We start from the raw sequence: 15,854 nt of genomic DNA on the forward strand, positions 1-15,854 counted from the left end.
CGCGCTCACGCTCTTCTGGAGCGTTATCGATTTGTGCGAAGTCTTTAACTTCACCACCGTAAGTCTTAGTCAATACTGCAGAGATTGCAGCAGTTAGAGTAGTTTTACCATGGTCAACGTGTCCGATAGTACCAACGTTTACATGGGGTTTATTACGTTCAAATTTTTCTTTAGCCACGATATATTCCTTTCTTTTCAGAAATGCTCGGCTATAACCGAGCAATAGCAATTAATTTATACAAATATGCAAGCCAGGCTTTTAGCCACGAGCTTCCATAATCGCTTTAGCAATGTTTTGCGGTGCATCAGAGTACTTCAAAAACTCCATAGAGTATGAAGCGCGCCCCTGAGATGCGCTGCGCAAATCTGTTGCATAACCAAACATTTCAGATAACGGTACAGTCGCATGAACGAGTTTGACGCCGGCAATGCCGTCATCCATACCCTCGATCAATCCACGACGACGGTTCAAATCTCCGACCACATCACCCATATAATCTTCGGGTGTTGTGACTTCGACTTTCATGCATGGTTCTAACAGTACAGGGTCAGCTTCTAGAGCACCCTTCTTAAAACCCATAGAACCAGCAACTTTAAAGGCCATTTCATTCGAGTCGACATCATGGTATGAGCCGTCGTACAAAGTTACCTTTACATCCAAGACAGGGAAGCCGGCGATAACGCCACTCTTCATCTGTTCTTGAATACCTTTATCTACTGCAGGTATGAATTCTCTTGGAACAACACCACCAACAATCTCGTTGACAAATTCGTACCCAAAGCCCTCTTCTTGAGGCTCCAGTTTCAACCACACATGACCAAATTGGCCACGTCCGCCTGACTGGCGTACAAATTTACCTTCGACTTCTACACTAGAGCGAATAGTCTCACGATAAGCGACTTGAGGTTTACCCACGTTACACTCAACATTAAATTCGCGACGCATGCGGTCGACGATAATATCTAAGTGTAGCTCACCCATGCCAGAGATAAGTGTCTGACCTGATTCTGGATCAGTTTCGACACGGAAAGATGGATCTTCTGCTGCAAGTTTTTGCAACGCAATACCCATTTTCTGCTCATCGGCTTGAGATCTTGGTTCAACAGCAATCGTAATCACTGGCTCTGGGAATTCCATACGTTCCAGGATAACCTTATGATCTGGATCACAAAGAGTATCTCCGGTAGTCACGTCCTTAAGACCAATTGCAGCCGCGATGTCACCAGCGCGAACTTCTTTGATCTCTTGGCGATCGTTTGCATGCATCTGCACCATACGACCGATGCGTTCCCGCTTCTGCTTAACCGAATTATAAACGCCGGAACCAGTTTCCATTACGCCTGAATAAACACGCATAAAGGTCAATGTTCCAACAAACGGGTCTGTCGCGATTTTAAATGCCAAGGCAGAAAAAGGCGCATTATCGTCCGCAGGACGATCTGTCTCTTGATCTTTCTCGTCGATGCCCTTAATCGCAGGTACTTCGACAGGAGATGGCAAGTAATCAACAACAGCATCGAGAACCGCCTGCACACCTTTGTTCTTAAATGCAGAACCACAGGTTGCAAGTACGATTTCGTTAGCTAGAGTTCGTTGACGAAGTGCTGACTTAATCTCTTCTTCTGACAGTTCACCTTCTTCAAGGTATTTATCCATCAGCTCATCAGAGGCTTCAGCTGCTGCTTCAACGAGATATTCACGCATATCGGCTGCTTTATCAGCAAGCTCAGCAGGAATATCTTCATAGGTAAATGTCGCACCTTGATCAGCTTCTGACCAGTTTATGGCCTTCATCTTAATCAGGTCGATAACACCCTTAAACTCATCTTCTGCACCAATATTCAGGTGAATCGGTACACAAGTCGCTCCCAGACGGTTACGGATCTGCTCGACCACACTTTCAAAATCAGCCCCGGCACGATCCATCTTATTGACGAATACGATTCGCGGTACATGATATTTATCAGCTTGACGCCAAACAGTCTCAGATTGTGGTTCAACGCCCGATGAACCACAGAACACAACGACTGCGCCATCAAGAACACGTAGCGAACGTTCTACTTCAATAGTGAAGTCAACGTGGCCAGGAGTATCGATGATGTTGATACGGTGCTCAGTAAACTGTGCCTCCATACCGCGCCAGAACGTAGTTGTTGCCGCAGAAGTGATGGTAATACCACGCTCCTGCTCCTGCTCCATCCAATCCATGGTGGCTGCGCCATCATGAACTTCACCGATCTTATGAGACATACCGGTGTAGAACAGAACTCGTTCTGTCGTTGTGGTTTTTCCTGCGTCAACATGAGCACAGATACCAATATTACGGTAGCGCTCAATAGGAGTTGTACGAGCCACGATTAAACCCTCTTAACTAAGGTTAAAACCTTAGAGATGTAGAATTTGGAGCTGGCAAATGCCAGCTCCATCAGATTACCAGCGGTAATGAGCAAACGCTTTGTTTGCTTCTGCCATACGGTGAACGTCTTCACGCTTCTTAACAGCAGTACCTTTATTATCTGAAGCGTCTAGCATTTCACCTGCTAGACGTAGAGCCATAGATTTTTCACCACGCTTACGTGCAGCTTCAACTAACCAACGCATGCCCAGTGCATTACGACGAACTGGACGTACTTCACATGGTACTTGGTAAGTAGAACCACCAACACGACGAGATTTAACCTCGACTGATGGGCGAACATTTTCAAGTGCTGCTTCAAGGATCACTAGATGGTCTTCGCCTTTCTTTTCAGAAGCGGTATCTAGTGCCTTATAAATAATTTTTTCTGCAGTAGACTTTTTGCCATCCTGCATAATGACGTTGATGAACTTAGCCAGCAACTCACTATTAAACTTTGGATCTGGTAGGATTTTACGTTGTCCTACAACGCGACGTCTTGGCATAACAATTTCTCCGTATGCTTCAGGGACCCCAAAACTGGAATCTCAATATAATCTAGCTTGGCCTTACTTAACGGAAAACGTTAAGACTTAGGACGCTTAGCTCCGTACTTAGAACGACCTTGACGACGTTCACTTACGCCAGCACAGTCTAAAGCGCCACGAACAGTGTGGTAACGCACACCAGGTAAGTCTTTAACACGACCACCACGGATTAGGATTACACTGTGTTCCTGCAGGTTGTGGCCTTCACCGCCGATGTACGAAGTTACTTCGAAACCGTTAGTTAGACGCACACGAGCTACTTTACGTAGTGCAGAGTTAGGTTTTTTTGGTGTGGTTGTATATACGCGAGTACAAACACCACGTTTTTGTGGACACGCATTCAACGCAGGCACATTAGTCTTGTCGACTTTTGGCGCGCGAGGCTTACGGACCAACTGGTTTACAGTTGCCATGTATAGCTCCGAATCAGTTGATAAACTCAACAGTAAGGTGTGAAAAATCTATATCCCACAGGTGTGGGACGCGAAATTTTAGAAAGGTAATGCCGTTCTGTCAAGAAATAGACAACTTTTAACCGATAATAAGTAAAAAAAAGGCGCCAGAGGCGCCTTTTTTACATTCTATTTACTTTTCAGCACGAAATTAATCTGAGCTTCCGGCAAGATTAAGAAGATCTGCCAGGTTCTGTTCCGCTTCGCTTGCGCTTATTGCAGGTGCTGCTTCGGTAGTTGTACCGGCAGTAGCTTCTGCATTGCGTTTCTGGTGATATGAATAACCAGTACCCGCAGGGATCAGACGACCAACGATAACGTTCTCTTTAAGACCGCGTAGTTGATCACTCTTACCGCCTACTGCCGCTTCGGTCAGTACGCGTGTTGTTTCCTGGAACGATGCTGCTGAGATAAATGACTCAGTAGCCAGAGACGCCTTGGTGATACCAAGAAGCTCACGTTCGAAGGTTGCAGGTTGCTTGCCTTGTGCTTCAAGTTCGCGGTTTGCGATCTTAACACGAGACACTTCAGCCTGTTCACCAGCAAGGAATAGACTATCACCAGCGTTAGTGATTTCGCACTTACGCAGCATCTGACGAATAATCACTTCGATATGCTTATCGTTAATTTTTACGCCCTGTAGACGATATACGTCTTGAACTTCATTAACGATGTAGTTAGCAACCTTATGAATACCACGTAGACGCAGGATGTCATGTGCAGCTTCTGGTCCGTCAGCAATAACCTCACCACGTTCGACTTTTTCACCTTCGAACACGTTCAGGTTACGCCACTTAGGAATCATCTCTTCGTAAGCTTCGCCACCATCGGCAGGCGTGATCACAAGACGACGCTTACCTTTGGTCTCTTTACCAAACGAGATAGTACCTGAGTACTCAGCAAGAATTGCAGGCTCTTTTGGCTTACGCGCTTCGAACAAGTCAGCAACGCGAGGTAGACCACCGGTAATATCACGAGTCTTTGACGATTCCTGCGGAATACGCGCTAGCGCATCACCAACGTTAATTGGTGCATTATCGTCTTGGTTAACAATCGCGTTAGCTGGTAAGAAGTATTGCGCAGGAACTTCAGTTCCTGGGATCATCAAGTCGTTGCCATCGGCTCCAACCAGACGGATCGCCGGACGCATCTCTTTACCGGCAGTAGGACGTTGACCCACTTCCATAACTACGATTGAAGAAAGACCAGTAAGCTCATCTGTTTGACGTGTCATAGTGACACCATCAATCATATCAACAAACTTGATACTACCCGCAACCTCAGAAACGATTGGGTGAGTATGTGGATCCCAGTTAGCGATGATTTCACCGGCTGCAACGGTTGCGTCTTCAAGTTTTTCCAGGATAGTACCGTAAGGAACTTTATAACGTTCTTTCTCACGGCCTAACTCATCGATAATCGCAACCTCAGATGAACGAGATACGATGACCAACTTACCTTCACTGTTAGTAACATGCTTAGCGTTATGTAGCTTAACAGTACCAGCATTCTTAACTTGAACGTTGTTTTCAGCAGAAGCTCGAGATGCCGCACCACCAATGTGGAAGGTACGCATCGTAAGCTGTGTACCTGGCTCACCAATTGACTGAGCAGCAACAACACCGATTGCTTCACCTTGGTTAATGAGATGACCACGAGCCAAATCACGACCATAACAGGCTTTACAAACACCGAAATCAGTATCACAGCTAATCACTGAACGTACGATCACTTCATCGACAGAATGCTCTTCTAACGTGTCACACCATGCTTCATCAAGCAGAGTATTACGCGGAGCCAGAACATTCTCTGTACCTGGGTACATAACGTCGATAGCAACAACACGACCAAGTACGCGCTCACGTAATGGTTCAACAACATCACCACCTTCAATAAGCGGCTTCATTGTCAGACCTTCGAACGTGCCACAGTCATCTTCGATAACGACAAGATCCTGCGCAACGTCTACCAGACGACGAGTCAAGTAACCCGAGTTAGCCGTCTTCAATGCCGTATCGGCTAGACCCTTACGCGCACCGTGAGTAGAGATAAAGTACTGAGATACGTTTAGACCTTCACGGAAGTTCGCCACAATAGGCGTTTCAATGATTGAGCCATCTGGCTTAGCCATCAGACCACGCATACCCGCCAACTGACGAATCTGTGCAGCACTACCACGAGCGCCCGAGTCAGCCATCATGTAGATGCTGTTGAATGACTCTTGCTTCTCTGGTACACCTTCACGGTTAATCACTGTCTCAGAAGACAGGTTTTCCATCATGGCCTTAGAGACTTTCTCGTTCGCACTTGCCCAGATATCGATGACCTTGTTGTAACGCTCACCGGCGGTAACCAGACCCGATTGGAACTGCTCTTGAATCTCAAGAACTTCCGCTTCGGCATCAGCAACCAGAGTATACTTCTCTTCTGGAATAACCATATCGTTGATACCCACTGAGGCACCCGATACAGTCGCATAATGGAAACCGGCATACATCAATTGGTCAGCAAAGATAACGGTATCTTTAAGACCTAGTTGACGATAACAAGTGTTAAGCAACTTAGAAATCTGCTTCTTGCCCATGTTCTGGTTAACCAGATCATATGACAAACCTTTCGGTAGAATACGAGAAAGCAGTGCACGACCAACCGTAGTATCAACGATACGACGTGATTCAGAGCGTTCACCATTCTCATCGATATTAGTCTCGGTAATACGTACTTTTACGCGAGCATGGATAGCTGCGACTTTGGTACGGTAAGCCTTTTCGACTTCATCGACTGACTCGAATACCATACCTTCACCTTTACCGTTTACACACTCACGGCTGGTGTAGTACAGACCCAATACAACGTCCTGTGACGGTGTGATAACCGGCTCGCCGTTTGCTGGCGAAAGGATGTTGTTGGTAGACATCATAAGCGAACGTGCTTCTAGCTGAGCTTCCAGCGTTAGCGGCACGTGAACAGCCATTTGGTCACCATCGAAGTCGGCGTTGTATGCCGCACAAACCAAAGGATGAAGCTGAATAGCTTTACCTTCAATCAATACTGGCTCAAATGCCTGGATACCCAATCTGTGCAGTGTTGGTGCACGGTTGAGCATTACCGGGTGTTCACGAATAACATCGTCCAGAACATCCCAAACTTCTGGTACTTCGCGCTCTACCATCTTCTTAGCAGCTTTAATCGTAGTAGCAAGACCACGACCTTCTAGCTTGCCATAGATGAAAGGCTTAAATAGCTCGAGTGCCATCTTCTTAGGAAGACCACACTGATGTAAGCGAAGTGTTGGACCTACGGTAATAACCGAACGACCAGAGTAATCTACACGTTTACCTAGCAAGTTCTGACGGAAACGACCTTGCTTACCTTTGATCATATCGGCCAAAGATTTAAGCGGACGCTTGTTAGAACCCGTGATTGCACGACCACGACGACCGTTATCCAATAGCGCATCGACAGATTCTTGCAGCATACGTTTTTCGTTACGTACGATGATATCTGGCGCGGCTAGATCTAACAGACGCTTAAGACGGTTGTTACGGTTGATCACACGACGATAAAGGTCGTTCAGATCAGACGTAGCAAAACGACCGCCATCTAGTGGAACTAGTGGACGTAGATCTGGTGGCAGAACCGGTAGCACTTTAAGGATCATCCACTCAGGCTTGTTGCCCGATTGGAAGAATGCCTCAACAAGCTTAAGACGCTTAGTGATCTTCTTACGGCGAGTCTCAGAGTTAATTGATGGCAATTCTTCGCGCATCATCTCAATCTCTTTCTCAAGCTCGATAGCACGTAGCAATTCTAGAACTGCTTCAGCACCCATCTTAGCTTCGAACTCATCACCGTACTCTTCGAGTGCATCCAGGTAGTTTTCTTCTGTCAACATCTGGCCACGCTCAAGACTGGTCATGCCAGGCTCGATTACAACGAAAGATTCGAAGTAAAGTACGCGTTCGATGTCACGCAGAGTCATATCCAGCATCAAGCCGATACGAGACGGCAGTGACTTCAAGAACCAGATATGTGCTACTGGGCTGGCAAGATCGATGTGACCCATACGCTCACGACGTACTTTAGTCTGTGTAACTTCAACGCCACACTTCTCACAGATCACACCACGGTGTTTAAGACGCTTATACTTACCGCATAAACATTCGTAATCTTTTACTGGACCAAAAATACGTGCACAGAATAAGCCTTCACGCTCAGGCTTAAAGGTACGGTAGTTAATGGTTTCTGGCTTCTTAACTTCACCAAACGACCAAGAACGGATTAGATCTGGCGACGCTAGGCCGATCTTAATACCGTTAAACTCTTCGGTCTTGCTTTGCTGTTTCAGAAACTTTAATAAGTCTTTCACGTTTCTCTCCTGAAGGAGTTAAACCGGGTGCCCCGCTTAGGCGGAGCACCAATTTATTGCCAAACTAGGTAAACCTAGATTTAGTCTTGATCCAACTCGATATTAATACCGAGTGAACGGATCTCCTTCAATAGTACGTTGAAGGACTCTGGCATACCTGGTTGCATCTGGTGGTTACCGTCGACAATGTTTTTATACATATGAGTACGACCGTTAACGTCATCAGATTTAACAGTGAGCATTTCCTGAAGTGTGTATGCGGCACCGTATGCTTCTAGTGCCCAAACTTCCATCTCACCGAAACGCTGACCACCGAACTGAGCTTTACCACCCAATGGCTGTTGAGTTACAAGACTGTATGAACCCGTAGAACGGGCATGCATCTTATCGTCAACCAAGTGGTTCAGTTTCAGCATATACATGTAACCAACAGTTACCTGACGCTCAAACTCATCACCTGTACGACCATCAAACAAACGACGCTGTCCAGAAGTTGGAAGACCAGCAAGCGCTAGCATTTCCTTAATTTCTTTCTCTTTCGCACCATCGAATGCAGGCGTAGCAGTTGGGATACCACCTTTAAGGTTCTTAGCAAGACGCAGTACTTCATCATCGGTAAATGAATCGATGTCGACGCGCTGCTGCACCTCTTCACCTAACTCATAAACTTCTTTGATGTAGCCACGAAGCTCTGCCAATTCACGTTGCTCTTCAAGCATAGCAGTGATGCGATCACCGATACCTTTAGCAGCAGCACCCATGTGAACCTCAAGAACCTGACCGATGTTCATACGAGATGGTACACCTAGTGGGTTCAGAACGATGTCGATTGGGTTACCGTTCTCATCGTAAGGCATGTCTTCAACAGGGTTAATCTTAGAGATAACACCCTTGTTACCGTGACGACCCGCCATCTTATCACCAGGCTGGATAGTACGCTTAACTGCAAGGTAAACCTTAACAATCTTAAGTACGCCAGGTGCTAAATCATCACCTTGAGTGATCTTACGACGCTTAATTTCAAATTTCTTATCGAAATCAGCTTTAAGTTCGTCATGCTGCTCGGCAAGTTGTTCGAGTTCAGTTTGCTTAGCTTCGTCGTCAATGGTTTGAACCAATAACTGTGAACGCGGAATTGTAGCTAACTGATCTTCGGTAAAGCCTGCACTCAGTAGAAGGTTACGTGCACGTCCATAAACACCCTCTTCGAGGATTTGGAACTCTTCGGTCAAATCTTTCTTAGCCTGACCTACATGCATCTCTTCAATTTCAACAGCACGCTTATCTTTCTCAACGCCGTCACGGGTAAATACCTGAACGTCGATGATAGTACCTTTAACAGAGTTAGGTACACGAAGTGAACTGTCTTTAACGTCAGAGGCCTTCTCACCGAAAATAGCACGGAGTAGTTTCTCTTCCGGAGTCAGCTGAGTTTCACCCTTAGGTGTAACCTTACCAACCAGGATGTCACCACCCTTAACTTCAGCACCGATGTAAACGATACCTGATTCATCCAGCTTAGAAAGCGCAGATTCACCAACGTTTGGAATATCGGCAGTGATCTCTTCGCTACCAAGCTTAGTATCACGTGCAATACATGAAAGCTCTTGAATATGGATAGTCGTGAAACGATCTTCCATAGCAACGCGCTCAGAGATAAGGATTGAATCCTCGAAGTTGTAACCATTCCAAGGCATGAACGCGATACGCATGTTCTGACCAAGAGCCAAATCACCTAAATCGGTAGATGGGCCATCGGCTAATACGTCACCACGAACAACTGGGTCACCCATAGAACAACAAGGACGTTGGTTAATACAGGTGTTCTGGTTAGAACGTGTGTATTTAGTCAAGTTGTAGATATCGATACCAGCTTCACCAGGAGTTAGCTCAGCTTCGTTAACCTTAACAACGATACGGCTTGCGTCGACATAATCGATATAACCGCCACGTTTAGCAGCAACAACAACACCTGAATCGACAGCAAGAGTACGCTCAATACCAGTACCAACCAGAGGCTTATCAGCCTTCAATGTTGGAACCGCTTGGCGTTGCATGTTCGCACCCATCAAGGCACGGTTAGCATCATCGTGTTCAAGGAACGGAATCAGTGACGCTGCAACAGAAATAATCTGTTGAGGCGATACATCCATATATTGAATGTCACCGGCACCCATAAAGGTTGAATCACCTTTATGACGACAAGCAATTAGCTCGTCCATCATGCGACCGTTTTCATCAAGATCTACGATTGCCTGTGCGATAACATAACGACCTTCTTCGATAGCTGACAGGTAATCGACCTGATCAGTCACAACACCATCAATAACCTTGCGGTAAGGTGTTTCAAGGAAGCCGTAAGAGTTAGTACGTGCGAAACTTGCTAACGAGTTGATTAGACCAATGTTTGGACCTTCAGGGGTCTCAATTGGACATAAACGACCGTAGTGAGTCGGGTGTACATCTCGAACTTCGAAACCAGCACGTTCACGAGTCAAACCACCTGGACCAAGAGCCGAAATACGGCGCTTGTGAGTCACTTCTGAAAGCGGGTTGTTTTGATCCATAAACTGGGACAGCTGTGAAGATCCGAAGAACTCTTTAACTGCTGCAGAAATTGGCTTAGCGTTGATCAAATCTTGAGGCATTAGCTCATTAAGATCGCCAAGGCTCAAACGCTCACGTACGGCACGTTCTACACGAACTAGACCAACACGGAACTGGTTTTCAGCCATTTCACCAACACTACGGATACGACGGTTACCCAAGTGATCGATATCATCAACTTCATCATTACCATTACGGATAGTGATGATGTTTTTCATAACTGCAACGATATCTTCTTTAGATAGGATGCCAGTACCTTCGTCGTCATCAATGCTCAAACGACGGTTGAACTTCATACGACCTACTTTAGATAGATCATAACGCTCTTCACTGAAGAACAAGTTCTGGAATAGGGCTTCGGCAGCATCTTTGGTTGGTGGCTCGCCAGGACGCATCATACGATAGATCTCAACTAATGCTTCTAAGCGGTTAGTTGTAGAATCGATACGTAGTGTATCTGACATGTAAGCACCATTATCAAGTTCATTGATATAAAGTGTGCTTACTTCTTTAATGCCAGCCATTGATAGCTTAGCTAGATCTTCAAGGCTTATCTCAGCGTTCGCTGAAACTAACACTTCACCGGTATCCGGATCGATGTAATCCTGACCAGAGATCTTACCAGAGATGTAATCAACCGGTACTTCAAGTTCTGTAGTATTAGTTTTTTCAAGCTGACGAATATGACGTGCAGTAATGCGGCGTCCTTTCTCAACAAGAATCTTACCTTCAGAATCTTTGATGTCGTAGCTGGCAGTTTCACCACGTAGGCGCTCTGCAACTAGATCCATCACTAATGAATCTTTCTTGATCTTAAAGTTAACGCGATCGAAGAACAGATCTAGAATATCCTGAGTAGAATAATCTAATGCACGCAGAATGATAGAAGCCGCAAGCTTACGACGACGGTCAATACGTACAAACAGAGCATCTTTTGGATCGAATTCAAAATCTAACCAAGAACCACGGTAAGGAATAATACGTGCGTTATAAAGCACCTTACCAGATGAGTGGGTCTTGCCGCGGTCATGATCGAAGAAAACACCAGGTGAACGGTGTAACTGAGATACGATAACACGCTCAGTACCATTGATAACAAAGGTACCGTTGTCAGTCATTAGAGGGATATCCCCCATATAGACTTCTTGTTCTTTAATGTCTTTAACTGTGCCAGGTGCCGCTTCACGGTCATACAACACCATACGCAATTTAACGCGCAGTGGTGCGGAGTATGTAACACCGCGGATTTGACACTCTTTCACATCAAAAACAGGCTCACCTAACTTATAGCTAACATATTGTAGCTCTGAGTTACCAGAAAAGCTTTTGATGGGAAAAACGCTACGGAAAGCGGCCTCAAAACCACGCTCACCGGTAGGATCTTGATCGGTGAACTTTTTGAATGAGTCCAACTGTATAGACAAAAGATAAGGAATATCCAAAACTTGTGGACGTTTACCAAAGTCTTTGCGAATACGCTTCTTTTCAGAATAGGAGTAAACCATGGGTTTCCTCTGATTGCGAGATGTGACCAAGACTGAACCAATCATTTGATTGAAACAGCACGTTTGCCCATCACCGTTGATGGCAAGAACCTAACCAGTAATCTCTGTCAGGAACTGCATAATCTGGCGACAAACGGTGAAAAAAAAATCGCCTACGCTTACAGCGCAAAAAAGGCCGACGGTTAAAAAACCGCCAGCCTTCACCCGATTGCTCGGGCTTAGCAAGTTAAATTATAACTTACTTGATCTCTACAGAAGCACCAGCTTCTTCAAGTTCAGTTTTTAGAGCTTCAGCTTCTTCTTTAGTGATAGCTTCTTTAACTGCTACTGGAGCAGCTTCAGCCATAGCTTTAGCTTCTTTCAGGCCAAGACCTGTAGCGCCACGAAGAGCTTTAATTACTTTAACTTTGTTGTCACCGAATGAAGTCATCATAACGTCAAATTCAGTTTGCTCAGCAGCAGCAGCACCGCCTTCAGCACCGCCAGCAACAACAGCAGCTGCAGCAGATACGCCGAACTTTTCTTCCATTGCTTCGATTAGTTCAACAACTTCCATTACAGACATTTCTGCAAAGGCTTCTAAGATTTGGTCTTTAGTGATAGACATAACAAAAAATTCCTAATGTTCTGAGTTTAGGCAGCAAGTATAAACTTAAGCTGCTTCTTCTTTTTGATCGCGAAGGGCGGCCAGTAGACGTACAAACTTGCCAGCAGATGCTTCTTTCATAGTCATCATCAACTGAGCTAATGCTTCGTCGTATGTTGGCAGTTTCGCTAAACGATCAATATCGGCTGCAGGGATTACTTCCCCTTCAAAGGCTGCTGCTTTAATTTCAAATTTCTCTTGTTCAGCGGCGAAATCTTTAAGAAGACGCGCTGCAGCACCTGGGTGCTCGTTAGAGAATGCAATTAAAGTAGGACCAGAAAACGTCTCGTTAAGGCATTCAAAAGAAGTACCTTCAACAGCGCGTTTAGCTAGAGTGTTACGTACAACTTTAACGTAAACTCCTGCTTCGCGAGCTGCTTTACGCAGACCGGTCATATCACCTACAGTTACACCGCGTGAATCGGCAACAACTGCAGATAAAGCACCTTTGGCAGCTTCGTTGACTTCAGCAACAATCGCTTGTTTGTCTTCGAGTCTTAATGCCATTGGCTTTACTCCTGGATTCTATCTAGGGAAATCCCTAGCAATTACCATGTTAACCAAATTCATGGTTAACGACTTACGGTGCGTATATCCAGCAGAACAAAATCTATCTGGGGTCCGACACCGTCTACGTAGGAAATTAAGTTAACTTTTTAGTCGACACCTACGGTCTTGGACGGAAGCCTATGCTTTTACCAAAAAGGTTAAAAGATAGGCCCCAACCCACAAAGTGCGCGCATTATAGACTAATGCGCGAGCTTTGTAAAATTACTTAGCGTCAGCCAGAGTACTCTGGTCAACAGCAACACCTGCACCCATAGTGGTAGAGATGCTAACTTTCTTCAAGAAAACACCTTTAGCTGCAGCAGGCTTAGCTTTCACTAGTGCTCCAATCAGTGCTTCCAAGTTTTCTTTAAGTTGAGCAGGTTCGAAGTCCACTTTACCGATAGTAGTGTGGATGATACCGTTCTTATCAGTACGGTAACGGACCTGACCAGCTTTAGCATTCTTAACAGCTTCAGCAACATTTGGTGTAACTGTGCCAGTCTTAGGGTTAGGCATTAGACCACGTGGGCCTAAGATTTGACCTAGCTGACCAACTACGCGCATTGCATCAGGAGAAGCAATAACAACGTCGAAGTTCATTTCACCAGCTTTAACTTGTGCAGCAAGCTCGTCCATACCGACAAGTTCTGCACCAGCAGCAGTAGCAGCTTCAGCGTTAGCGCCCTGTGTGAACACAGCAACACGAACTTCACGACCAGTACCGTGTGGTAGCACAGTAGCGCCACGAACGTTTTGGTCAGATTTACGTGGATCAACACCTAGGTTAACCGCTACATCAACACTCTCAACGAACTTAGCAGTAGCTAGTTCCTTAAGTAGTGCAACAGCTTCATTGATGTCGTAGTTTTTAGTTACTTCTACTTTTTCGCGAATCAAGCGAGCGCGTTTAGTTAGCTTTGCCATTGTATTAATCCTCTACTACCAAACCCATTGAACGCGCAGTACCTTCAATTGAGCGAGTCATCGCTTCAATATCAGCACCAGTCATATCGGTAGCTTTAGTTTCAGCAATTTCCTGAACAGCGCTACGCTTGATAGTTCCCACTTTTTCAGTGTTAGGACGGCCAGAACCAGACTTCAGACCAGCTGCTTTAAGCAGTAGGAAAGATGCAGGTGGCGTCTTAGTTTCGAAAGTGAAAGAGCGATCAGTATATACAGTGATAACTACTGGAATTGGCATTCCTTTGTCGAACTTTTCAGTACGAGCATTGAATGCTTTACAGAATTCCATGATGTTAACACCTTTCTGACCCAATGCAGGGCCGACTGGTGGCGACGGGTTTGCAGCACCGGCTGCAACTTGTAGTTTGATGTAACCATCAACTTTCTTAGCCATGAGTATTTCCTCAGTTTGGGTTCAAACGCCACTAACAAAATGTCAGTTAGCTCCCCGAAAATAATGGGTGCGGATTTTACAACAAATCCGCACCCAGTCCAAATACTTTTTGTATTTAAATTAATCAGCTTTTTTCGATCTGACCAAAGTCTAGCTCAACCGGAGTCGAACGACCGAAGATCATGACAGAAACCTTAACGCGGCTCTTCTCATAATCGACCTCTTCAACGGTACCGTTGAAGTCGGCAAAAGGCCCGTCAGTTACACGTACGACTTCGCCTGGCTCAAATATGACTCTATGAGTCGGAGACTCGGTAGTCTCTTCAAGACGCTGCAGAATTCTATCGGCTTCTTTATCCGAAATAGGAGCTGGACGATCCGAAGTGCCACCGATGAAGCCCATTACACGTGGGATACTCTTCACCAAATGCCAGCTTTCGTCGTTCATTTCCATCTGGACTAGTACATAGCCAGGAAAGAACTTACGCTCACTCTTTCGGCGCTGACCCGCTCGCATCTCTACGACTTCTTCGGTAGGAACAAGGATCTCACCGAAGTAATGCTCCATGTTATGCATCTGAATATGCTCATTCAGAGTCTTAAGCACACGACCTTCATAGCCAGAGAATGCCTGGACTACATACCATCTTTTTTTAGCTTCAGTTGCTTCAGTCATACGAAGTGCCTATACGCCTGTAATAAAATTAACAATTCTCAGTAGTACTGCGTCCATACCCCAAAGGATCAACGCAAGAATACCGGTCGCGGCTAATACAATAAATGTTGTATTAAGCGCTTCTTGACGCGTAGGCCAAACTACCTTACGTACTTCAATTTGTGCTTCACGAGCAAAAATAAGCGCTTGCTTACCTTTCTCAGTTTGAAGCGCAATAAATCCTGCAATAACGAATGCTACTACTACACTTATTGCTCGAACCAACACACTGGCTTCGCTATACATCTGATTGCCGACAATGGCGGCAGCCAATAAGATAACGACTAGGGCCCACTTTACAATATCCAGAGAATTACCCTGGCTTTCAGTATTTGTTGTCATCGGTTAATTCCGTTACTCACTACGACCTGAGCTTGTGTTCGGCTGCTTGAATTTCTGCAAATTCACCAACCCATTAAAAATCCAACTTGCTACTCTAAACGCCAAACATAAGCTCAGAGGGTCAAAAATCGGCCATAGATTGTATTCTTATTCCGGCTACGAAGCAAGAATACTAGCGACCTTGGATCAACATAACAGATAAAAAAGCAAAAAAGGAAGCCGAAGCTTCCTTTTTAGATGTCTAGTCAGACTAGTCGCTATTAAGCAACAATCTCAGCTACAACACCAGCACCAACTGTACGGCCACCTTCACGGATTGCGAAGCGTAAACCTTCGTCCATCGCGATTGGGCAGATTAGTGTAACAGT

14 protein-coding genes are annotated in these 15,854 nt (G+C 45.4%); 1 reads left to right on the forward strand and 13 read right to left on the reverse strand.

Annotation, left to right across the window (positions count from 1 at the left end; genetic code table 11):
• The 6 genes from EKG39_RS22880 to rpoB form a co-directional block, all read right to left on the reverse strand.
• The coding region (locus EKG39_RS22880) for a GTP-binding protein (protein WP_246028595.1) at positions 1-178 on the reverse strand (178 nt) is incomplete at its 3' end.
• Positions 179-259: 81 nt separating this feature from the next.
• The gene (gene fusA, locus EKG39_RS22885; protein ID WP_126508273.1) at positions 260-2,356 is read right to left on the reverse strand and encodes an elongation factor G; all 2,097 of its coding nucleotides are present in this window, start codon (positions 2,354-2,356) and stop codon (positions 260-262) included.
• A gap of 75 nt (positions 2,357-2,431) precedes the next feature.
• Positions 2,432-2,902 (reverse strand): 30S ribosomal protein S7, encoded by a 471-nt coding sequence (gene rpsG / locus EKG39_RS22890; RefSeq protein WP_076416857.1) that lies wholly within the window; start codon positions 2,900-2,902, stop codon positions 2,432-2,434.
• A gap of 80 nt (positions 2,903-2,982) precedes the next feature.
• Entirely contained in the window at positions 2,983-3,357 is a 375-nt protein-coding gene (rpsL, locus tag EKG39_RS22895) for a 30S ribosomal protein S12 (protein ID WP_012327264.1), read from the reverse strand.
• Positions 3,358-3,547: 190 nt separating this feature from the next.
• Complete coding sequence (rpoC, locus tag EKG39_RS22900; protein WP_126508274.1) at positions 3,548-7,765, reverse strand: DNA-directed RNA polymerase subunit beta'; 4,218 nt, start codon at positions 7,763-7,765, stop codon at positions 3,548-3,550.
• Positions 7,766-7,845: 80 nt separating this feature from the next.
• Complete coding sequence (gene rpoB, locus EKG39_RS22905; protein WP_126508275.1) at positions 7,846-11,877, reverse strand: DNA-directed RNA polymerase subunit beta; 4,032 nt, start codon at positions 11,875-11,877, stop codon at positions 7,846-7,848.
• A gap of 45 nt (positions 11,878-11,922) precedes the next feature.
• Here rpoB and EKG39_RS23505 point away from each other — a divergent pair, with 45 nt between their 5' ends.
• Positions 11,923-12,063: a hypothetical protein gene (locus EKG39_RS23505; RefSeq protein ID WP_185817696.1), complete on the forward strand. Its 141-nt coding sequence runs from the start codon at positions 11,923-11,925 to the stop codon at positions 12,061-12,063.
• A gap of 52 nt (positions 12,064-12,115) precedes the next feature.
• Here EKG39_RS23505 and rplL read toward each other — a convergent pair whose 3' ends face one another.
• The 7 genes from rplL to EKG39_RS22940 all read right to left on the reverse strand — a co-directional run.
• Positions 12,116-12,484, reverse strand: a complete 369-nt coding sequence (gene rplL, locus EKG39_RS22910) for a 50S ribosomal protein L7/L12 (RefSeq protein WP_126508276.1) — start codon at positions 12,482-12,484, stop codon at positions 12,116-12,118.
• Between the two features lie 45 nt (positions 12,485-12,529).
• Complete coding sequence (rplJ, locus tag EKG39_RS22915; protein WP_126508277.1) at positions 12,530-13,030, reverse strand: 50S ribosomal protein L10; 501 nt, start codon at positions 13,028-13,030, stop codon at positions 12,530-12,532.
• A 264-nt stretch (positions 13,031-13,294) separates the two neighbouring features.
• The gene (gene rplA, locus EKG39_RS22920; RefSeq protein ID WP_126508278.1) at positions 13,295-13,996 is read right to left on the reverse strand and encodes a 50S ribosomal protein L1; all 702 of its coding nucleotides are present in this window, start codon (positions 13,994-13,996) and stop codon (positions 13,295-13,297) included.
• 4 nt (positions 13,997-14,000) lie between these two features.
• The gene (gene rplK / locus EKG39_RS22925) at positions 14,001-14,429 is read right to left on the reverse strand and encodes a 50S ribosomal protein L11 (protein ID WP_126508279.1); all 429 of its coding nucleotides are present in this window, start codon (positions 14,427-14,429) and stop codon (positions 14,001-14,003) included.
• Between the two features lie 124 nt (positions 14,430-14,553).
• On the reverse strand, positions 14,554-15,105 hold the full coding sequence (gene nusG / locus EKG39_RS22930; RefSeq protein WP_126508280.1) for a transcription termination/antitermination protein NusG: 552 nt from the start codon (positions 15,103-15,105) through the stop codon (positions 14,554-14,556).
• Between the two features lie 9 nt (positions 15,106-15,114).
• The gene (gene secE, locus EKG39_RS22935) at positions 15,115-15,486 is read right to left on the reverse strand and encodes a preprotein translocase subunit SecE (protein ID WP_126508281.1); all 372 of its coding nucleotides are present in this window, start codon (positions 15,484-15,486) and stop codon (positions 15,115-15,117) included.
• 260 nt (positions 15,487-15,746) lie between these two features.
• The coding region (locus EKG39_RS22940; RefSeq protein ID WP_484385941.1) for an EF-Tu C-terminal domain-related protein at positions 15,747-15,854 on the reverse strand (108 nt) is incomplete at its 5' end.

Origin of the sequence: Shewanella atlantica, from assembly GCF_003966265.1 — a bacterium.
Lineage (GTDB): Bacteria > Pseudomonadota > Gammaproteobacteria > Enterobacterales > Shewanellaceae > Shewanella > Shewanella atlantica.